At 65.7% G+C, this 20,222-nt stretch carries 14 protein-coding genes; 9 read left to right on the top strand and 5 right to left on the bottom strand.

What is annotated here, in order from left to right:
• Nucleotides 1–5 precede the first annotated feature (5 nt).
• Both LPA34_RS23220 and LPA34_RS23225 read right to left on the bottom strand, forming a co-directional pair.
• Nucleotides 6–338: a hypothetical protein gene (locus LPA34_RS23220; protein ID WP_228982679.1), complete on the bottom strand. Its 333-nt coding sequence runs from the start codon at nt 336–338 to the stop codon at nt 6–8.
• A gap of 136 nt (nt 339–474) precedes the next feature.
• Nucleotides 475–1,056 (bottom strand): DJ-1/PfpI family protein, encoded by a 582-nt coding sequence (locus LPA34_RS23225; RefSeq protein WP_228982681.1) that lies wholly within the window; start codon nt 1,054–1,056, stop codon nt 475–477.
• A 222-nt stretch (nt 1,057–1,278) separates the two neighbouring features.
• On the opposite strand from LPA34_RS23225, the gene LPA34_RS23230 reads away from it, so the two are divergent.
• The 4 genes from LPA34_RS23230 to LPA34_RS23245 all read left to right on the top strand — a co-directional run bounded on the left by LPA34_RS23230 (nt 1,279) and on the right by LPA34_RS23245 (nt 5,795).
• Nucleotides 1,279–1,758: a hypothetical protein gene (locus LPA34_RS23230; RefSeq protein ID WP_228982683.1), complete on the top strand. Its 480-nt coding sequence runs from the start codon at nt 1,279–1,281 to the stop codon at nt 1,756–1,758.
• 67 nt (nt 1,759–1,825) lie between these two features.
• Nucleotides 1,826–2,281, top strand: a complete 456-nt coding sequence (locus tag LPA34_RS23235; protein WP_228982684.1) for an Rrf2 family transcriptional regulator — start codon at nt 1,826–1,828, stop codon at nt 2,279–2,281.
• A gap of 138 nt (nt 2,282–2,419) precedes the next feature.
• Nucleotides 2,420–3,067 carry an NAD(P)-dependent oxidoreductase gene (locus tag LPA34_RS23240; RefSeq protein WP_228982685.1) on the top strand — a complete coding sequence of 216 codons (648 nt, stop codon included), beginning with the start codon at nt 2,420–2,422 and terminating at the stop codon, nt 3,065–3,067.
• A gap of 157 nt (nt 3,068–3,224) precedes the next feature.
• Complete coding sequence (locus tag LPA34_RS23245; protein WP_228982686.1) at nt 3,225–5,795, top strand: mechanosensitive ion channel family protein; 2,571 nt, start codon at nt 3,225–3,227, stop codon at nt 5,793–5,795.
• Nucleotides 5,796–5,811: 16 nt separating this feature from the next.
• Here the strand turns inward: LPA34_RS23245 and LPA34_RS23250 are convergent, their stop codons facing one another.
• Complete coding sequence (locus tag LPA34_RS23250) at nt 5,812–6,492, bottom strand: cysteine dioxygenase family protein (protein WP_228982687.1); 681 nt, start codon at nt 6,490–6,492, stop codon at nt 5,812–5,814.
• 130 nt (nt 6,493–6,622) lie between these two features.
• Between LPA34_RS23250 and LPA34_RS23255 the strand changes: the two genes are divergently transcribed.
• Together LPA34_RS23255 and LPA34_RS23260 are read left to right on the top strand one after the other, a co-directional pair.
• Complete coding sequence (locus LPA34_RS23255) at nt 6,623–7,096, top strand: Lrp/AsnC family transcriptional regulator (RefSeq protein WP_228982689.1); 474 nt, start codon at nt 6,623–6,625, stop codon at nt 7,094–7,096.
• Nucleotides 7,097–7,257: 161 nt separating this feature from the next.
• Entirely contained in the window at nt 7,258–7,461 is a 204-nt protein-coding gene (locus LPA34_RS23260; protein ID WP_228982690.1) for a hypothetical protein, read from the top strand.
• 28 nt (nt 7,462–7,489) lie between these two features.
• Here the strand turns inward: LPA34_RS23260 and LPA34_RS23265 are convergent, their stop codons facing one another.
• Nucleotides 7,490–9,940 carry an FUSC family protein gene (locus LPA34_RS23265; protein WP_228982693.1) on the bottom strand — a complete coding sequence of 817 codons (2,451 nt, stop codon included), beginning with the start codon at nt 9,938–9,940 and terminating at the stop codon, nt 7,490–7,492.
• A gap of 207 nt (nt 9,941–10,147) precedes the next feature.
• Here LPA34_RS23265 and recC point away from each other — a divergent pair, with 207 nt between their 5' ends.
• Genes recC through LPA34_RS23280 form a run of 3 tightly spaced genes read left to right on the top strand, consistent with a single transcriptional unit; the run spans nt 10,148 to nt 19,310 of the window.
• On the top strand, nt 10,148–13,528 hold the full coding sequence (gene recC, locus LPA34_RS23270) for an exodeoxyribonuclease V subunit gamma (RefSeq protein ID WP_228982695.1): 3,381 nt from the start codon (nt 10,148–10,150) through the stop codon (nt 13,526–13,528).
• Nucleotides 13,525–17,247, top strand: a complete 3,723-nt coding sequence (gene recB / locus LPA34_RS23275; RefSeq protein ID WP_228982698.1) for an exodeoxyribonuclease V subunit beta — start codon at nt 13,525–13,527, stop codon at nt 17,245–17,247. The genes recC and recB overlap by 4 nt, the downstream gene beginning before the upstream one ends.
• Complete coding sequence (locus tag LPA34_RS23280) at nt 17,244–19,310, top strand: AAA family ATPase (RefSeq protein ID WP_228982701.1); 2,067 nt, start codon at nt 17,244–17,246, stop codon at nt 19,308–19,310. Before recB ends, LPA34_RS23280 begins: the two co-directional genes overlap by 4 nt.
• A gap of 154 nt (nt 19,311–19,464) precedes the next feature.
• Here the strand turns inward: LPA34_RS23280 and LPA34_RS23285 are convergent, their stop codons facing one another.
• Entirely contained in the window at nt 19,465–20,109 is a 645-nt protein-coding gene (locus LPA34_RS23285) for a VC0807 family protein (protein ID WP_228982707.1), read from the bottom strand.
• Nucleotides 20,110–20,222 lie beyond the last annotated feature (113 nt).

Here is a 20,222-nt window from a genome sequence, read left to right on the forward strand (position 1 = left end):
AGTGTCTAACGCCAGGGTGTTGCGAAGAGCTGGCGGGGTTTCAGCAGACGGGTGCCGCGCACGGACCAGTAACATGCGGCGGCGGCCAGAATCAATGCACAGGCGATGACGACGTGCGGCGCGGGACGCAGCCCGGCGACGTCGTCGAACGAAAACACGCCGCGCTGAACGAGCAGCAGCGCTAACCACAGCGCGATGGCGGCCTGCACGAGCAGACGCGTTCCAGTGAGGCGTCGCATGCGGTTTTCGAGCGACCAGGCGGTGGGCGCGCGCAGGCAGAAAAATGCGATCGCCATCAACGCGACCGCGAGGATAACGATCCAGTCTGTCAGTTCCATCGAAAGGCTCTCAAAAGTCGACCGGCGACTATAGGAAAGCGCGTTCTTTGGATAAATCAGACTGGTCTCAAATGGGGGGCGGGCTGGCCCGGAAGTGGCGCGGGCTGCGCGAACCGCAGCCCGGTTCAAGGCGGTATTACAGTTCGATGCGCGTGCCGAGCAGCACGAGGAACTGGCGGATCCACTCAGGGTGAGCGGGCCACGCTGGCGCGGTCACGAATGGTGCATCGGTGACGGCGGCGTCGATCGGGATGTCCGCGTAGTCGGCGCCGGCCATCCTGACTTCGGCGGCGCAGGCCGGGTACGCGGAGATCCGCTTGCCGCGGATCACGTCGGCGGCGGCCAGCAACTGCGCCGCGTGGCAGACCGCCGCAACCGGTTTTTTCGCTTCGGCGAACTGGCGCACGATGTCGATGACTTTCTGGTTCATCCGCAGATACTCGGGCGCGCGGCCGCCGGCGATCGCGAGCGCGTCGTACCGGGTTGCATCGACGTCGTCGAAGGTGGCGTTGAGTGTGAACTGATGACCCGGCTTTTCGGTGTACGTCTGATCGCCTTCGAAATCGTGAATCGCGGTCTTGATCCGGTCGCCGGCTTTCTTGCCGGGACACACCGCATCGACCGTATGGCCAACTGCCTGCAGTGCCTGGAACGGCACCATCGTCTCGTAATCCTCGGCGAAATCTCCGGTCAGAAACAGGATCTTCTTCGCTGCCATCGCATGCCTCCAGTGGTGGGTGGAATACATCGAACGCTCCCGCAGTCTACTCCAGCGTGCATGACGGATGCGCGACCTGACAGCTTCGCAGTCAGGTGGAATGTGCGCTGGATGAATGCATGAAGCCAGACAAAGCGCGTGTGTTACGGACGGAACGGGCAACGGCGTATGATGGGCAGCGTTTCCGCATATCGAAGCCGCTCAGCCCGGCTCACTTCCGTAATGATCTCTTTCCGTTCCTCTCCTCTGATTCGCCGTACGGCGCTGGCGCTGGCCTTGCTCGGTGTGCTGGCCGCGTGCCAGAAGAACGACGCATCCGCTGGTCAGGTCGCCGGCAAGCTCGATGACGCCGCGCAGGTCGCGGGCCAGAAACTCGATCAGGCCGCAAGCTACGTGGGCCAGCAGGTCGACGCGACGCGCGCCACGGCCGAGCAGAACCTCAATTCCGCCGCCTCGGCGCCTTCGGTCAGGATCGATCCTGCCGATCTCGCATCGTCGGCGCAGGCGAACCTGCAGAACGCCGCCAGCGCCACCAGCGCGGCGATCGATCACGCGGCCTCGCTGACGGACGAAGGCCTGCAGACCACCGGGCGCAAGCTTCAGCAGTGGTCGAGCCAGAGCACGGCCGCCTCGTCGTCCGCTTCGACATCGACGTCCAGCTCGACGGATTCGACCGACGCCCAGAAGCAGATGGACAAATGACCGGCGATTTGACGTCAGTGTTAAATGTAATTACCATGGTTACACATCGTCGCCGGAAACAGTCGCTGTGAATACGAGTAGCCGGTTCGCTTTTGCCGTGCATGTGCTGGCGCTGCTGTCGCTGCAGGAGGGCGTGCCGCTGTCGTCGGACATGATTGCGGGCAGCGTGAACACCAATCCGGTACTGGTGCGCCGGCTGCTTTCGATGCTGTCGGCAGCCGGGCTCACCACGTCGCAACTGGGCGCGGGCGGCGGCGCATTGCTCGCGCGCGCGCCGCGGGACATCACGCTGCTGGAAATCTATCGCGCGGTCGACGATGCGCAACTCTTCGGGCTTCATCGCGAAGAGCCGAACCCGGCGTGCATGGTCGGGCGCAACATTCAGGTGGTGCTGCGCGGCATCATCGACGACGCGCAGCGGGCCATGGAAAGCTCGCTTGGAGCACGCACACTCGCGGATGCGACGGCGGATGTCGAGCGGGCAGAGCGACAGCGCGGGGGCAAGAAACGCGCGCGCGGTTAAAGGATTCGAAAGCAGGGATTTCCGCGCACAAGGCGCGGCAATGCAGGGTGCAGGATTCACACGGGGCGAAGCCCCTCTTTTTTCCTTGATATATGTAATCGATGTGGTTACATATAAATACTTAACGGGAGCATCAGGATGAGCAAGGCACTGAAAATCGCGCTGTTCGGCGCGACGGGCATGATCGGTTCACGCGTCGCGGCGGAAGCGGCGCGTCGCGGGCACACGGTGGTTGCGCTGTCGCGCAATCCGGAGCGCGTTTCGACGGGTGTCGCCAACCTGACGGCGGCGTCCGCGAATGTGCTCGATGCCGCGAGCGTGGCGGATGCGGTGCGCGGCAGCGACGTCGTCGCGAGTGCCTATGCGCCGCCGCAGGGGGACCTGGGCGCGATCGTGGCGGCATCGAAAGCGCTGGTCGACGGTGCGCGCACGGCCGGTGTGAAGCGTGTGGTGGTCGTGGGCGGCGCGGGCTCGCTCGAAGTCGCGCCGGGCACGCAACTGGTGGATACAGCCGGTTTCCCGGACGCCTACAAGGCGATTGCACTCGCGCACCGCGACGCGTTGGCGTATTACCGCACGGTCGGCGACCTCGACTGGACGTTTTTCGCACCTGCCGCGCTGATCGCGCCGGGCGAGCGTACGGGCACGTTCCGCACCGCTGCCAACGTGCTCGTCGCCGACAGGGACGGCAACAGCACGATCTCCGCCGAAGACTACGCCATCGCGTTCGTCGATGAAATCGAGCAGGGCCGCTTCATTCGTCAGATCGCGACGGCCGCGTACTGACGCTGACTGGCCCACTCGCGGGCAAACCGGCGCGGTTTCCCGCTGTTTCCAGCCCGCGCCGGTATCTGCAAGCGTTCTAACATCCGGTTACGCATGTAAGTGTCGACGCACCGCAACTGCGACTACACTGGCATGTCCCGTTTTGTCACCGGATCTCATGAAGTCATGCCCGTCGCGGCGTGAGCCCGGGACCGCGCCGTCGCACGGCGCGCGACCGGCCGCTCACGCCGTTTTGTCGCCATTTCCACATTCCCGCCGCCAGTCTGCTTCCGCGCGCGCGCCGTCGTGGTGCGCTGCGTGGTCTTCGGCTGTATGGCTGGCCTTCGTGCTGTGCGCTGTCTTGCTGACGGGCGCGCCGCAACTCGCGCGGGCGGCCGGCACGCCGGTGATTCCGGCGTTGCAGAGCCTGATCAACAGCGCGACCGCGTCATCCGCCGCGGCGGGCTCGGCGCCCGAGGCGGCGTCCGCGCCGACGCCTGCGAGCCAGGCCGAACTGTCGCGCTCGCTCGACAACGTCATCTCGACGCTCGATAACGACCGGCAGCGCACGGCGCTCGTCACGCAGCTGAAAAAGCTGCGCGACGTGTCGAAGACCGTGAGTCCCGTCGCGCCCGCGCAACCGGGTTCGGGTCTGCTCGGTGCGATCGCTTCGGGCATCGCATCGGTCGAAACCGACGTGAGCAACGGCCGCACGCCGCTGCGCTACTGGGCGGGGCGTTTCAACGCGGCGGGCAACGAGGTCTACACGATCGTCGCGAGTCAGGGCCGCGAGTCGTTCGGCCGCGTGCTGCTCGACCTCTTCACCATGCTGGCCGGCTGGGGCGCCTGCGCAGGCGGCCTGATCTATCTGCAAAAGCGGATGTACGCCCGTTTTGGCGTGGTCAATGAGCTGAAGCCGAATCCCACTACGCGCGAGTTGCTGATTTTCGCGCTCAGGCGAGTGGGGCCGTGGATCGTCGCGTTCGTCGCCGCGCTGCTCTTCGCGCGCGCGATGCCGGTCGCGCTCGGCCGCACGCTCGGCATGGTGATCACCTATGCGATCGTTGCCGGCGCGGTGTTCTCGGCGATCTGCCTGATCATGTTCTCGCTGTTCGGCTCCGGGCACCGGCGTGTCGCGGTGAGGCTGCTGCTCGCGCACGGTCGCCGTCTGCTGTTCGTGATCGGCATCTGCAGCGCGCTGGGCGACGCGGCCGTGAATTACGACGTCGCGCATCAACTCGGCCCGAACCTCGCGGCGCTGGTATCGACGGTGGCGAACATGACAGCCGCGCTACTCACCGGCTATTTCGCGCTTGCGTTCCGCCGTCCCGTCGCGCATTTGATCCGCAATCGCTCGTATGAGCAGCGGCACGGCCACAAGGCCGCCACCGATGCATTCGACGTGCTCGCATCGCTCTGGCATTTGCCGATGCTGTTGCTCGCGGCCGTCTCGGTGATCGCGACGATCGCTGGCATCGGCACGAGCGAAAACGTGTTGCAGATTTCCGTGTTGACGGCGCTGCTGCTGGTGCTGGCGTTCTTCATGAGCGCGATCGTGCTGCGCATCACGCGCCCCGGTGACGTCCGCCGCCGGCGTCGCTCGCCTTACGTGTCGCGTCTGTTGCGCTTCATCGGCACGTTGATGGTGCTGTTCATCTGGCTTGCATTCCTCGAATTCGCCGCGCGCCTGTGGGACATTTCCATCGCGGAATTCGTCGAGGAAAGCGTCACCGCGCGCGGCATCGCGCACGCGGTCACGGCGATCATCACCACGGTGTTCGTCGCGTGGCTGATCTGGATTCTGGTCGACACGGCGATTCTCGAAGCACTCAACCCGAGCAGCCCGCGCACGAAAGGGCGCAATACGAGCACGCGCGCGCGCACGATGTTGCCGCTCGTGCGCAACGCGCTGCTCGTGACGATCCTGATGATCGCCGGAATCGTGACGGCCGCGAATCTCGGTATCAACGTGACGCCGCTGCTGGCCGGCGCGGGCGTGATCGGACTCGCGATCGGTTTTGGCGCGCAGTCGCTCGTGACCGACCTGATCACCGGGCTCTTCATCATCATCGAAGATACGATTTCAGTGGGTGACTGGATCGATGTGGACGGCGGTCACGCCGGTACGGTCGAGCACCTGACGATCCGCACGGTGCGTCTGCGCGACGGGCAGGGCGCGATTCACGCCATTCCGTTCTCGCAGATCAAGATCGTGAAGAACCTGTCGCGCGATTTCGCGTACGCGGTGTTCGAGGTGCGCGTGCCGTTCTCCGCGGATGTCGATCAGGTGACGCACCTGATTCGGGAAGTCGGCGCCGATCTGATGGCCGATTTCCGCTATCGACGCGAAATGCTGGGCTCCGTCGAAGTATGGGGACTCGACCGTTTCGATCCGAACTGGATGGTCGTCAAAGGGCAGATCAAGACGCGGCCGCTGCAGCAATGGAGCGTCGCGCGCGCGTTCAATCTGCGCCTGAAGCGCAAGATGGACGATGCCGGCATCGAGATTCCGGTACCGCAGATGCGCGTCTATACGTCGACGAAGGATGAAGCCGGGGTCGATATCGAGCGGGAAGAAACGCACGCGGCGATGCACGCCACGGGCGCGGGCCATGCGCAGGCTTCGGCTGCTCCGGTCGTGGCGCCACGCGATGTGTCGCACGCGCCGCGTCCGGCGCCGCCATCCACGGGTGAAACGGCGCCCGTCGCGCCGCAGATCCCGACTGCCGGTGAGACCGGCAGAAACTAGCGACGCGACATAACCGTCATGCGAAGGTGCGCTCGGCCGCGCCTTCGGTCGCTGCGGCGACGCGGAGCAGATCGTTCACGTGCGTGGCGATCTGTTCGCCCTGCACGCCATACACGTGCAGCGACACCGCGCGTGCGTCACTGAGATTGCCGAGCTGATGAATGCCGGTTCGCCCGGCACGCGTGAACGACACGGCGCTGCGCTCGCGCGGATGAGTGCGCACTTCGGACGCGCACTGACCGGCCTCGTTCCATTCGAAAACCGTCTCCGTGAGCGCGCCTTCAATGACGGCGTAGCCGCACCACGTGTGATGGGCGTGCACCGGGCTCATCTGGCCCGGCATCCAGACGAGGGCGGCGACAGCGTAACGGCCAAGCGGATCGGCGGCGAGCAGATGACGGCGATAGCCGTCAGGCGAGCCTTCGCGCTGCGTGGAGCCCAGCAGGGTGTCGTCAGCGATGGCTTCGGCCAGCGCGGCGCGCACGGCGCGTGCGAAATCCGCCTCGTGCGACGACTCGACGTGGCTGACGCAGCGGGCGGGGCCGCCAAAAGCATTGTCGAGCGAGCGACACAGCCGGTCGATGACCGCGAGCGGCCGCATGGCCTGCTGCTCGCGCGCCTGAAGACGTCGGGTGTCCGCGCCAGCGAGCGTAAGGGTGGCACGGTCGGAGGGCATCAGGTTGGCGTCGTGACTCATGGCGGTATTGGATGTGTTGTTGTGTGGTGTTCGGACAACGACATTTATACCGGTTTGCACAGAGAAAGAGTTTCCATATAATTTCCCTTGATGCCGTAAAAATAGAATAATTTTCTACCTGGGTGCCCTCATGGGAATGGACCTTATCGACCGGAAGCTGCTCGAACTGCTTCAGTCGGACGCTACGATGCCGGTCGCGGAACTCGCGCAGAAGGTGAACCTGTCGCAGACGCCTTGCTGGAAGCGCGTGCAACGGCTGAAGGAAGCCGGCGTGATTCGCGCGCAGGTGGCACTGTGCGACCCGCGCAAGCTGGGCGTCGGGACAACCGTGTTCGTGGCCGTGCGCACGAACCAGCACACCGAGGAATGGGCGCAGATGTTTACGCGCGCCGTACAGGCTATTCCCGAAGTGGTGGAGGTCTACCGCATGAGCGGGGAGACGGACTACCTGCTGCGCGTCGTGGTGTCCGACATCGACGATTACGACCGCGTCTACAAACTGCTGATTCATGCGGTGCCGCTCTACGACGTCAGCTCCAGTTTTGCGATGGAGCAGATCAAGTATTCGACGGCGTTGCCCGTGCGCGAGACGGCGATCACGTAGATAGCGCGGAGCACGTCGGCCATGCGAGTGCTGGCTGATTGCCCGGTGGCGGTCGACATGCAAAGCCAGCCGCGCGACCAGCGGCGTACTGCAAGCAGAGTGCAAGGACTGCGGGCGTAGAATGCCGCTTCCTTCGACACAACCCACCCTCTGGTGTTTTCATGAACGAACCGCGCAGGAAGAATCCGACTTTTGGCGTCGCCGTATTTATCGTGGTCGTCGTGCTGATCGTGATCGGGACGCTGGCCTATAACTCGATCAAGGACAAGCGCGAGTTCGACCAGCAAAATGCATCGGTGCCTCAGGCCGCCTCGCTCACAACAACGACGACCGGCACGACCGGCGCGACCGGCGCCTCGCAGTAACGCGGCATGCCGCGTTGGATCAGGTCTGTCAGTCTTCCGGCAACCTGATCACGCTCGCGTCGCGGCGAATCTGCGAGGCCGCCGCGATCATCTGCTTGCACTGATGCGCGAGCTGTTTCAGGTCATGAACCGCGTCCGTCGAATAGCCCGCTGACTGTTCAGCTTCCACCACCGTGGTGTCGAGTTCGCGCGTCATCTGTTTCGCGATGTCGGCCTGATCGGCCGGCGGCGCGCTTCCCAGTTCGGCTTCGCTCAGGTTGTCCCGCACGAGGGTGAGCGCACGCTGCAGCGAGTTCAGCGACACGTCGTCTTTTTGCTGCGCCGCCGTGCGCAACAACGGCGCGGCGGCCGTGATGTGCGACGCGAGCACGTGACTGCGAACCAGCAGGTCATTCAGTTCGGGCACGAACTTCTGTACCGACTTCGGTTCGAGCATCATGCGCTGGAACGCCTGGCCGAGATTCGCAAACGCGACGTGCACGTTCTTGCGCGCGAGGCGATAACGGAAGTCGCGATCGAGCGCGTTAGTGGCGGCTGCGGCGGCGGGCGTCTTTGCGGAGGGCGTGGCGGTTGTTTTCGGCGACACGCCGGGCACAGCGGTTGCGGCGCCGGCGGCCGGATTGAGCGCCACGTTGCCCACGACTGACGGCGCGAGCACAGCCGTATCGCCGCCTGCCGACACTTCCGCCAGCGCCGCGACCGGTGCCCGTGCACCCGCTTCGGTTACCGCCGTCGCGGAAATGCCGGCGCTCGCCGCGGCAGGCTTGCCGCTCCACCACCAGCTCGCTTCCAGATACTGCCGGGTCGCCGAGATCATGTCGTTGACGAGCTTGCCCATCAGCCGGTATTCCCAGTACGGAAACAGATGACTCGCGGCGATCGCGATCGCGCAACCCACGACGGTATCGATCGCGCGCTCGCCGATGATGTGCAGGCTGCCCGGCGCGAGCAGATGAAACATCAACAGAACATACGACGACGTGAACACGACACTTGCCGTGTAATTGAACAGCAACAGGCTGTAGCTCATCACCATCGAGGCGAACATCACGATCAGCAGGATGTGCGGTTCCTTCACGAAGATCATCAGCGCGATACTGGCCGCGCAGCCGATCATCGTGCCGATGATCCGCTGCCCGTTGCGCTGCTTTGTCAGCGAATAGCCAGGCTTCAGGATGATGACGGTGGTCATCACGATCCAGTACGCGTTCGTGAGCGGCAGCAGACGGCCAAGCCAGAAGCCGACCGCGACCGCGATCGTCACGCGCAGCGCGTGCCTGAAACTCGGCGACGCCATGGTCAGGTTCGAGAAGATCTGCCGGAACGGTACGCGGCGGCTGGAGATGAAGCGTGACAGTGCCTGGTCGACACGGACTTCGGTTTCCGTCACGCTGGCGTCGTCAGCCAGGCTCTTCCGCATCCGGTCGATCAGACGCGTTGCGCTCCAGATGCGCCGGAAGGTCGCCGACACCGCGGCGTAGGCCTCCGGGTTTTTCGCCTGCACGTCCTGCTTGCGCAGCTGTTCGAGTTCGTATTCGATGGCCCGCAGTTCGGCTTTCGTGCTGATACGCAGGCGTGGCGGCCGGTTACGCAGTGCCGCGAGCCCGATGTCCTCGAGATCGGCTGCGACCTTGCGCATGAGATCCCGATAAAAGATCAGCAGGTCGGAGCCGCCAAACGTATTGCGCACCAGCGGATAGTCGGTGTGCGCCCCGACTATTAGTTCATGCAGATCGACCGTATTGATAAAGAGATTGAACAGGGCGGCACGGCGGCCGTCCATCCGGCCGCTTTTCAGTTTCGGCAGGTTGCGCAGTACGATGTCGCGAGCCGCATCCTGACGCTCGACCGCTGCGATCTGCCTCGCGACCAGATTGCGATAGCACTCGTCGAGATCGCGATCGAGGTCATAGAAATCGGAGCGGGCCAGCAGGTAATCGGCGCAGGCGAATACGCCTTCGGCGAGCGCCTGCTGTTCGATGCGGTGCATCTGCCAGCGGCTCACCAGCGTGGCCCAGTACGTGTACCACAGCCCGCCGAGCAGGATCCACGAGGCGTTGACGAGCGCCTGCACCGGCGTGAAGTGGTCCTCCAGCGTCATGATCATCATGAAGAGCGTCGCGAAGCTGATCTGCGGCCAGCGGTTGCCGTAGACGACGATCAGCGAGAGCACGAACGTAAGCGGGACGACGGTGCACCAGAGCGCCACGGAGTTGACCGTGGCGAGCCCGGTGGCGAGCGCGGAAAGAAACCCGATCACCGTGCAGGCAAGCATCTCGTTGTGCTTGTACTTGAGCGGGCCGGGCATGTCCACGACGCAGGCGCCGAGTGCGCCGGTGGCGATCGTGAACCCCAGGTCGCGGTTATGGAACACGACGAGGCAAAGCACGGCCGGCAACGATACGCCCACCGCAATGCGCAGTCCGCCATAGAAGTACTGGCTGTACAAAAATTTCTTGATTTCGACCGAATAGCGCATCGACTGCCTGAGCTTTACTGAGTGGAGGGGAAACGTAAAAACGCTTGAGGGGCCAGACTCAAGCTGCGTCGAGTCTAACTGATTTTGCACGTGCTCTGACCTCATCCATCCGGCCAGGTTCTACGCGATCCACGCCTTTGTTATGCTGTCGCCTCAATGTCTGTCGCCGTGTCCTGTCAGGGTCGCGGTGCCGCTTTCCCGGGTCCCATGCTCCAGCTCTTCTATTCGAACCGTTACGAGACGCTCGCAGCCGCGTTGCTCGATGACCTGTTGGCCGCGCCGTCCGATCCATGGGCGGGGCAGTCCGTCATCGTGCCGAGCGCCGCGGTGCGCCGCCAGCTCGAAATCGATATCGCGGAGCGGCATGGCGTCTGCGCGAACATCAACTTTGGCTATCTCGCGCAATGGCTATGGGCGCGTATCGACGGCGTGATTCCCGTGCCGGTTCATTCGCCTTTCGCGCCCGACCGGCTCGTGTGGCGTTGCTACCGTCTGCTGGGCGAACCGGCGGGCGAAGGCGATGGCGCGCCGTGGAACGCGTCGCCGCGTCTGCGCAGCTATCTCGACGCCGCGGATGCACCGATGCGCTACGAACTCGCACGGCGCATCGCAACGGTGCTGGATCATTACCTGACGTACCGGCCCGAGTGGCTGACGCAATGGCAGGCGGGCGGCTCGATCTTCGCGGGTGCGCCGGGGTCCGCACAGGATCGCGGCCCGCGGCTCACGGGTGGCACCGGGGCCCTCCGCGAGGACGAACGCTGGCAGGCCGCGCTCTGGCGCGCGCTTTCGATGGAAGTCGCGGGCAACGTGCCGTCGCCAGCCGATGCGGCGCCACCGGCCTACCGCTTTCTCGATCAGGTGCGCGCGCTCGATCTCGATGCCGTCGCGCGGGCGCGATGGCCGGAGTCGGTGAGTGTGTTCGCGCTGCCGACCATGCCGCCGCTGCACGTCGCGCTGCTGCGTGAACTGTCGCGCTGGGTCGACGTGCGTTTGTACGTGATGAATCCGTGCCGCGAGTACTGGTTCGATATCGTCAGCGAAGGCCGTATCGAATCGCTCGACGCGAAGGATCAGCTCGACTTCCAGGAGGTGGGGCATCCGCTGCTCGCGGAGTGGGGCAGACAGACCCAGGCGCAACTGCACATGCTGCACGAGCTGACGGAGAGCGCTGCGTCGAGCGAAGTGTCGCACTTCGTCGAAAATTCCGGTTCGAGCTGGCTTGCCAGCGTGCAGAACGCGATTCTCGATCTGCGCGACGAAGCCAACGGCGAGCGGCCCGCCGTGAATGGCATCGAGGTCCACGTGTGTCACAGCCTGTCGCGCCAGCTCGAAGTGCTGCACGACCGTCTGCTTGGCTGGTTCGACGAGTTCGACGACCTGCAACCGTCGGACGTGCTCGTCGCGTTTCCCGATCTCGGGGCCGCCGGTCCGCTGATCGACGCGGTGTTCGGCACGGCGCCGCCTGGGGACACACGGCGTATTCCGTATCGCATCACGGGCTTGCCGCCTTCGCAGGCCAATCCTGTCGCACGTGTACTGCTCGACTGGCTGGCGTTGCCGGAGCGCAGCGTGGGCGCACCGGAACTGGTCGAATGGTTGCGCGTCGATGCGATCGGCGCGCGCTACGGCATCGACGCAGTCGCGCTCGAAGCCGCGCAGGAATGGCTGGCGGCTGCTGGTGCGCGTCGCGGGCTCGCCCCGGTCGAGCCGGACGACGCAACGGTGCCCGTTGCCCGCCATACGTTTTCGGACGCGCTGACGCGCCTCTTTCTCGGCTACGCGATGCCCGATGGCGGCGACCCCGTCGATGTCTGGCTTCCCGTCGAAGGCGCTGACGGTTCCGATGCCGAACTGCTGGGGCGGCTCGCGCGCTTCGTCGACGATATCGACGCGTTTGCGCGCATTTGCGAGACGGAGCACACGCCGGCCGGATGGACCGGGTTGCTGCTCGAAACGCTCGGTCAGTGCTTCGACGGCGGCGTGCTGTTTGCCGATGCGCTCTCGGACGTGCGCGACGCGCTCGATGCAATGGGCGCCGCGATGCATGCCGGTGCTGAACATCTGACGTTGCCGGCAGCGGTGGTGCGCACCGCGTTTGCCGAAGCGCTCGACGATCCCGCACGCGGCGGTGTGCCGTGGGGCAGCGTGACGTTTTCGTCGCTAACAAGCCTGCGCGGTTTGCCGTATCGCATCGTGTGTCTGCTCGGCATGGACGACGGTGTGCTGCCAAGCCTCGCCCGCGCCGATGAGTTCGATCTGATGGCGGCGTTCGGCAAGGCCGGGGACCGCCAGCGGCGCGATGACGAACGCAACCTGTTCCTCGATCTCGTACTGGCCGCGCGCGACCGTCTGCTGATCGGCTATACAGGGCGCAGCATTCGCGACAATGCGCCGTTACCGCCGGCCGCGCTGGTCGATGAATTGCTCGATCACCTTGCGCGTGCCTCGTCGGAGCCGGATGCAACGCCGGCCGAAATGGATCTTGCGCGGCGCGCATTCATCGTCGAGCATCCGCTGCAGCCCTTCGCATCGGATTACTTCGAGTCGAACAACGGTCTTTTTACGTACGACGCGGACCGCGCGGAGCTTGCTGGTTTGCTGACCGCACCGTCGCAGGTAGCCGTCGCGCCGTTCTTCGCACAACCGTTGCCAGTCGAGGCGGCAGCGCCCGTTGCGTTCGACGGTTTTCTGCACTTCTGGCGTCATCCCGCGCGCGCGATCCTGCGCGACCGGCTTGGCATTGTGCTGTCGGATGCGCAGGGAGAACTGCTCGATGTCGAGCCGTTCGAACTCGACTATGCGGGCCGCGACACGCTGGCTGACCGGTTGCTCCCCGGGCTGCTCGAACGCGATGAAGGCGGCGATGCGTTTGCGCGGGCGCGTCGCGTGGCGGAAGCGAGCCCGGAGTTGCCCGGTGGTGCGACGGGCGCCGTGTGGCGCGCGCGCGAGCTTGGCGCGCTGTGCCATCTGGCGGAGCGCGTGCGAAGTGAGCTCGCCACGGGTGTCGAGCGTTTGCCTTTTGCGCTCGATATCGTCCCGGTCTGGCCCGACACCGGCGACGTCACATTGTTCGGCGAGCACGACACGATGCTTCGGCAGGCAGCGCTTGAATCGCCATTCCAGCTGCATGGCACGCTCAACCTGCTCACGGAGGCCGGTCAGGTCCTGTTTCGATATGCACGCCCTTCGGCGCGCGATTATCTGTCGGCGTGGCTTGCGCATCTTGTCTACTGCGCGGCATACCCGTCCGGCCCACGGCGCACCGTGTGGCATGGCAGCGGCGAGACTTTCGAACTCGCGCCCGTCGAGTCACCGCTCGACGAACTCGCGCCGCTCGCCGCGCTGTATCGGGCCGGGCGCATGTTGCCGTTGCGCTTCTTTCCGAAGAGCGCGTGGGCCAGGATCAGCAACGGCGAGTCGGCTGCCCAGGGCGCGTGGATCAACGACCGCGTGCGTGGCGAATCCGAAGATGCGGCGTTGCGGGTCGCGTTGCGCGGCATACCGCTGACGCTCGACGAGCCGTTCGGCACGCTCGCCGCGATTGTTTTCAAACCGCTTGTCCAGCACCTGCGGAGCGGATCATGAGCGGCGCGTCATGGGTGCATGAAACCGCGACGCAGGAGCTCGATGTTTTCGCGTGCGCGCTCGACGGCGTGAACCAGATCGAGGCTTCGGCGGGAACTGGCAAGACCTGGAATATCTGCGCGCTGTACGTGCGGTTGCTGCTCGAAAAGAAGCTGAACGCCGACCAGATTCTCGTGGTCACCTTCACGAAGGCGGCGACAGCTGAATTGCACGAACGCATTCGCGGACGGCTCGCCGAGCTGGACCGCGCAATCGAAACCGGTGATGACAGCGGCGACCCGTTTATCGCGCGGCTGTTCGAGACCACGCTCGCACCGGAAAATGGTATCGACCTTGCCGACGCGGCGAAGATCGTGCGTCGCGCGTTGCGCACGTTCGATCAGGCAGCCATTCATACGATTCACGCGTTCTGTCAGCGTGCGCTGCAGGAAGCACCGTTCGCCGCGGCCATGCCGTTTGCCTTCGATATGGAAGCCGATGACGCCGCATTGCGCTTCGAACTCGCCGCCGGTTTCTGGCGTCAGCGTGTCGAGCCGCTCGCGGCTTTGCATCCCGCGTTCGCGTCCTGGCTCGTGGCAAGGCATGCGGGGCCCGCGTCGCTCGACGAGCAACTCGCGCGGCGTCTCAAGAAGCCGCTTGCCCAGTTGCGCTGGAGCGGTCTCGACCTCGCTGATGCGTCGGATGCATCCGGGGCGTCCGGCGCGCATGCCATGCAGGCGCGCTTCGACAACGCGCACGAACTCTGGCGCGCGCAGCGTGAGGCAGTCGCCGGATTGCTGGCCACGGCGCAGGAGCGTCTGAGCCGGACAACGCACAAGCCCGAGCAGGTGAGCGTCGCGATCTCCGCGTGGACTGAATACTTCGCCGGCGGCGATCCTCACGAGGCGCCGCCCAAAGCCGCGCTGAAGCTGACCGCATCCGCACTGAAGAAGGCGACGAAGGTCAAATTCGAGCCGCCGGAGCATCCGTTCTTCGCGCTGGCTGAAGAGCTTGCGGCTGCGGTCGTCGCATCGGAGGCGATGCAGCGGGTGCGCTGGCTCACGCTCGTCCAGACGTGGCTCGACACCGCGCCGGTTGAGTTGAGCGCGCGCAAGCGCACGCGCCGGGTGGTGTCGTTCGACGATCTCCTGTCGAACCTGTATTGCGCGCTCGCATCGCATCCGTGGCTGGCCGACGCGTTGCGTGCCCGCTATCCGGCCGCGTTGATCGACGAGTTTCAGGACACGGACCCGCTGCAGTTCGCGATCTTCGATCGCATTTTCGCGCCGGCGGGGCCGCTTTTTCTCGTCGGCGATCCGAAGCAGGCGATCTACAGCTTCCGCGCGGCCGATCTGCACACGTATCTGGCGGCGCGCGATGCCGCGTCCGCCCGCTATACGCTCGCCGTCAACCAGCGTTCGACGCCGCCCATCGTCGAGGCCTGCAACCGGATTTTCGCGGCGAATCCACGAGGGTTCGTGCTGGAAGGGCTCGACTACCATCCGGTGCGCGCGGGCGAGCGGCAACGTCCGCCGTTCGTCGACCGTCACGGCGCGGGAGCGGACTTCCGTGTGTGGATGCTGCCGCAAGGCGAAGCTGCGTTGAACAAGCGCCAGGCACAGTATCAGGCGAGCGAGGCGTGCGCGGCGGAGATCGTGCGTCTGCTGCGCGGCGCGCGCGAAGGCTTTGTATCGATCGGTGGCGTGCCGCTTGCGCCGGCCAGCATTGCCGTGCTCGTGCAGACGCACCGGCAGGGGAGTCTCGTCAAACGGTCGCTGGCGGCGTGGGGTGTCGGCAGCGTCGAACTGGCCCAGGCGTCGGTATTCTCGACGCTGGATGCCGGGCAGATCGGGCGCGTGCTGGCGGCAGTCGACACGCCAGGGGATCTGCGCCGGCTGCGGGCCGCGCTCGCCACCGACTGGTTCGGGCTCGACGCCGCGGCGTTGTGGCGTCTCGAACAGATCGCGGAAGCGCCTCAGGCGTTGGACGACCCCGCGCATGCGGCCGATGCGATGAGCTGGGTCGAGCGTTTTTCCCGCTACCGGACGCTCTGGCACGAACGCGGCTTCGCGGTGATGTGGCGCACGCTGATGCGCGAGCTTCGCGTCGCGCAGCGGCTGGTGACAGGCGTGGATGGCGAGCGCCGTCTGACCGATATCAACCATCTCGCCGAACTCGTGCAGGCGCGCGCGGCGACGCAGCCGGGCATCGCGCCGACGCTGCGCTGGCTTGCCGCTCAACGCACGCAGGGCGGCGGCGAAGAGGCGCAGCTGCGTCTCGAATCCGACCGCAATCTCGTGCAGATCGTCACGGTGCACAAGTCGAAGGGTCTCGAATACGCGGTCGTATTCTGCCCGTTTCTCAATGATGGCAAGTTGCGCGAGCCGCCTTCCTCGGGTCTGCCGGACGCGCGTGAGTATCACGATGACGAAGGCGCCGCCGTGCTGCATTACGGTTGCGACGACGATGAAGCGGAGCGCGCGCAGCGTTCTGCCACGCGTGAACAGGCGGCCGAGCGGGCGCGGCTCGTGTACGTGGCACTCACGCGCGCGGTGTATCGCTGCTATCTCGTCGGTGGCGTCTATCTGGCGTCGCGTGCGACCAGGGAGTCGCGCCGTAGCGTGCTGAACTGGCTGGTGGCGGGCGAGGGCTACACGTTCGACGGCTGGCTCGCTGACCCGCCCGATGAAGGCGTGCTGCAGGCGCGCTGGCAGGCACTCTCCGGCGGACCGGTTTCGGTCGAACCGTTGCCGGCGCTGACGCGTCGCGTGCCACTCGAACGCCAGCAGGGCGACAGCGCGAACATGCGGTCGCGCACGAACCGCCGGCTGTTGCGCGATCAATGGCGCATTGCCAGCTTCAGTGGGCTCGTCGCGGCGGGCGCGCGTACTGAAGAGGCCTTTACACCGACTGGGGAAGCGCGTCCCGATCACGATGAGGTCGTCGATGTGGCGGCGGGCGTGAGCGCCGCGCCGGTTATCGCCCAGCGCCCGGTGCATGGGCCGGACGACATCCTCGGCTTTCCTCGTGGAGCCGCCGCCGGCGAGTGTTTGCACCTGATGTTCGAACTGGCCGATTTCTCCGATCCCGCAACCTGGCCCACCGCGATCGAACGCGCGTTGCGCGAGCGGCCTGCGCCCGCGCTGCCGGAACTGGCGCGCCAGATGCCTTCGATGATGCACGCGCTGCTGACGGACATCGTCGCGACCGAACTCGTGCCCGGCATGACGCTCGCTGCGTTGGACCCGCAGCGTCGGCTGAACGAGCTCGAGTTCCTGTTTCCCGCGCACGCGCTGGATTTTTCCGCGCTGCGTGCACTGCTGGTGTCGCACGGCTATCCGGACGTCGCGCTGGAAATGGGCGCATTGCGCGGTTTCGTCAAAGGATTTATCGACATGATCGTCGAGCACGATGGCCGCTACTGGATCGTCGACTGGAAATCGAATCACCTGGGCGATACGCCGGATGATTACGATGCGGCTTCGCTGAATGTGGCGATGGCGGACCACGCGTATCACCTTCAGGCGCTGCTCTATACGGTTGCGTTGCATCGCTATCTGCGCACACGCGTGCGCGACTATGCATACGACACGCATATCGGGGGCTACCTGTATCTCTTCGTGCGGGGCGTGCGGCCTCAGTGGCGTAATGGCGGTGGTGCCGCCGGTGTACACGTGCGCACGCCATCGGCGCAACTTGTCTTTGCGCTCGATGCCCTGATGGACGGAGGCGCGCCATGAGCGCATTCGAACCGCCGCCGCTCGATATCGAGGTCACGCTGCCGACGCCGGCAGATTTCAGCACGGCACTCGCCGAAGGTTTCGCGCGGCGGCTCGGCGTGCTGGCGCGCCGGCTCGGCGGCAACGCGGCCAGTGTGCGCTGGGCGCAGCGGGCGGCGTTTGCCGTCAGTCGCGCAACGTCTGAGGGACACGTCTGCGTGCCGCTCGATGTACTTGCCGCGCGCTATGAAACGCCGGAAGCGGATGTGCGCGCGGCGCTGGCGGCAAGCGGAATCGCCTGTGACGGCTCGGCGGAAGCGGCGGCGCTGCGGCCGCTCGTCGTCGACGCGCAGGGCCGTGTATTTCTCGCCCGTTACTACGAGCACGAGCGGCAGCTTGCACGCGCGCTTGTCGCGCATGCGGGGCGCGACGACGGGCCATCCGCGTCGGCGATGCACGACGTGGCGCAAGACGCGGACGCGCTCCGCGCGCGGCTGCTGCGCTACTTTGGTCCGCCGCGCGATGACGAACTCGACTGGCAGCGCGTCGCCGCGGTCATGGCGTTGTCGGGTCGTCTCACGATCGTGAGCGGTGGCCCCGGTACGGGCAAGACGACGACCGTCGTGGGCGTCCTTGCGTGTCTTCTCGACGCGGCGCCCGATTTGCGTATCGCGCTCGCCGCGCCTACCGGCAAAGCCGCGCAGCGCATGCAGGAAGCGCTGCTCGCCCGCGCTGGCGACCTGCCGCCAGAGATCGCCGTGCGGCTGCCGCAGACGTCCAGTACGCTGCATCGGCTGCTCGGCGGCGGGCCGGGCGGCCGCTTCAGACATCATCGCGACAATCCGCTGCCGTTCGACGTGATCGTGATCGATGAAGCATCGATGATCGACGTCGCGATGGCCGCGCATCTGCTCGACGCGATTGCGCCACGGACGCGTCTCGTGATGCTGGGCGACAAGGATCAACTCGCGGCGGTCGAGGCAGGCGCCGTGTTCGCCGAACTCAGCGCGCGTCCGGTGTTCAGCGCCGACGGAATCGCTCGCGTCGCGGCGGCGCTGGATATCGGCATCGCGCAACTCACCGCGGCTCTACCGGGGACGGCGTCCGGCGCGGCTTTCTCGTTGGTGCCGTCGGCGGTGCTGAAGGCGTCGAACGCAGAAGGATCGACATCAGCACTATTCGAAGACGACCGGTCCGGCATGACTGCATACGAGGACGGTCGCGCCACCCACCCTGCGCCCGCGCCAACCGGAGGGCCGCTCGCCGACGCCGTCGTCTGGCTCGAGCGCAACTACCGGTTTCGTCTGGATTCGGCGATCGGCCGCCTGTCGCTCGCGATTCGAGGCGGCGATCCACAGGCCGTGCTCGACACGCTCACACCGAACCCTGACGCGCCGTGCGCGGCCGCGCTCCACGAAGACGCGTCGCCTGCCTTGAGCGAGCGCACCGTCGCGCGACTCGCGGCCGGTTTCGCGCCGTATGCCGAAGCGCTCGCGAATGCGCTTGCTTCCCGCGCGCCAGATCCCGCACCGCTCTTCGAGGCGCTGAATCGCTTTCGCATTCTGTGCGCGACGCGTTCGGGACTTCGCGGCGTCGAGCAGGTCAACACGCTGATGGCGGCTCAGGTGCGTCGTATGGCGCGTATTCCTTTGACTGTCGGCGCCGGCTGGTTCGCGGGCAGGCCGGTGATGGTCACGCGCAACGATTACGCGCTTGGCCTTTTCAACGGCGACATCGGTATTGCGCTGCCAGGCGCGGATGGCGCGCTGCGCGTGTACTTCTGGACGGGCGACGGCAGTTCGCGCGCCGTGTCACCGGCGGCGTTACCGCCTCACGATACGGCCTTCGCGCTCACGGTCCACAAGTCACAGGGGTCGGAGTTCGAGCACGCCGCGCTCGTGCTGCCGACGGCGTTTAGCCGCGTGCTGTCGAGGGAGCTCGTTTATACGGCGATCACGCGCGCGCGTGAGCGGGTGGAAGTGATCGGCTCACGCGCGATACTGGCGCAGGCGATCGCCGCGCCAACGCAGCGCGACTCCGGTCTCGCTGCACGTATCGAGGAGGCAATGGCGCGCGAGTCGTGACGCGTGACTGGCCGCGCCGCGGCGCATCTCGATCCGTGCCAGCGGGCGCCACTGCATGCGGCATGCTTCGCCGGATCGCCTCGGCACAGGCTATGTCGTGAGCGGGGCCGTTCCACACGTACACTCGCTGACCGGGGCGATACCTGAGAACACCCTATTCAGCAAAACCGCCCGTGGCGTCGCCCGTCTCCGAAGCGCGCTGGCGAAGACTTTTCCGGTACCACAACGTCCACAGCAGCAACGTGCCGTAGATGCCGTAACTCACAAACGGCGACACGACCAGAAAGCGCTCGACGGGCCACGTCATCGCCATGAAGGCGCGCAGCGCGGTTTCGACCGTCAGTCCCGCGCCCCACACGAGCGTCATCAGCCGAAGCGCGGATGCGAAAGCAGGGCGCGCGTGCCACAGTGCGTCGATCTGCGCGGCGCCGTCCGCCTTTTCGCGCGCGACGGTCGCCCGGGCGAGATAGAACACGAGCGGTCGTCGCATCACGAGCGAAACCAGGAACGCGACGCCGACCGCGCCCGACACCAGCGATTCCCGCAGCAACAGCATGCGCGGACTGCCGCCTGCCGCCATCGCCGCGATCGACAGCACGATGCCGAGCAGCACCAGCACGCTGAGCGCATCGACGCGGCGAAAGCGCGCGAGTTCGACGACGCTCCAGATCACCGGCGGCACCGCCGATGCGATGAGGCCGCCCGTTTCTCCCCAATGTGGCGCGGCGAGGCGATATGCAAGCCACGGCAGCGCCAGGTTCACGACCAGTTCCAGCAAAAAGCTCGCGCGTATTTTCATGCTGATCCGTCAGCTCTCAAGGTGTCGCAAGTATCGTGAGCGCACCGGTTGCCGGCAAATGTTTTTTATTCGATGCGCCCGGTCCGCGACGCGGGTAAAGTGCCGCGCATACG

The organism is Paraburkholderia gardini, assembly GCF_907164575.1.
In the GTDB taxonomy this organism is placed as follows: Bacteria; Pseudomonadota; Gammaproteobacteria; order Burkholderiales; family Burkholderiaceae; genus Paraburkholderia; species Paraburkholderia gardini.

Coding starts and splice junctions, on each gene's coding strand:
- LPA34_RS23220 (WP_228982679.1), bottom strand. CDS start 338: ATGGAACTGACAGACTGGATCGTTATCCTCGCGGTCGCGTTGATGGCG.
- LPA34_RS23225 (WP_228982681.1), bottom strand. CDS start 1,056: ATGGCAGCGAAGAAGATCCTGTTTCTGACCGGAGATTTCGCCGAGGAT.
- LPA34_RS23230 (WP_228982683.1), top strand. CDS start 1,279: ATGATCTCTTTCCGTTCCTCTCCTCTGATTCGCCGTACGGCGCTGGCG.
- LPA34_RS23240 (WP_228982685.1), top strand. CDS start 2,420: ATGAGCAAGGCACTGAAAATCGCGCTGTTCGGCGCGACGGGCATGATC.
- LPA34_RS23245 (WP_228982686.1), top strand. CDS start 3,225: ATGAAGTCATGCCCGTCGCGGCGTGAGCCCGGGACCGCGCCGTCGCAC.
- LPA34_RS23250 (WP_228982687.1), bottom strand. CDS start 6,492: ATGAGTCACGACGCCAACCTGATGCCCTCCGACCGTGCCACCCTTACG.
- LPA34_RS23255 (WP_228982689.1), top strand. CDS start 6,623: ATGGGAATGGACCTTATCGACCGGAAGCTGCTCGAACTGCTTCAGTCG.
- LPA34_RS23260 (WP_228982690.1), top strand. CDS start 7,258: ATGAACGAACCGCGCAGGAAGAATCCGACTTTTGGCGTCGCCGTATTT.
- LPA34_RS23265 (WP_228982693.1), bottom strand. CDS start 9,940: ATGCGCTATTCGGTCGAAATCAAGAAATTTTTGTACAGCCAGTACTTC.
- recC (WP_228982695.1), top strand. CDS start 10,148: ATGCTCCAGCTCTTCTATTCGAACCGTTACGAGACGCTCGCAGCCGCG.
- recB (WP_228982698.1), top strand. CDS start 13,525: ATGAGCGGCGCGTCATGGGTGCATGAAACCGCGACGCAGGAGCTCGAT.
- LPA34_RS23280 (WP_228982701.1), top strand. CDS start 17,244: ATGAGCGCATTCGAACCGCCGCCGCTCGATATCGAGGTCACGCTGCCG.
- LPA34_RS23285 (WP_228982707.1), bottom strand. CDS start 20,109: ATGAAAATACGCGCGAGCTTTTTGCTGGAACTGGTCGTGAACCTGGCG.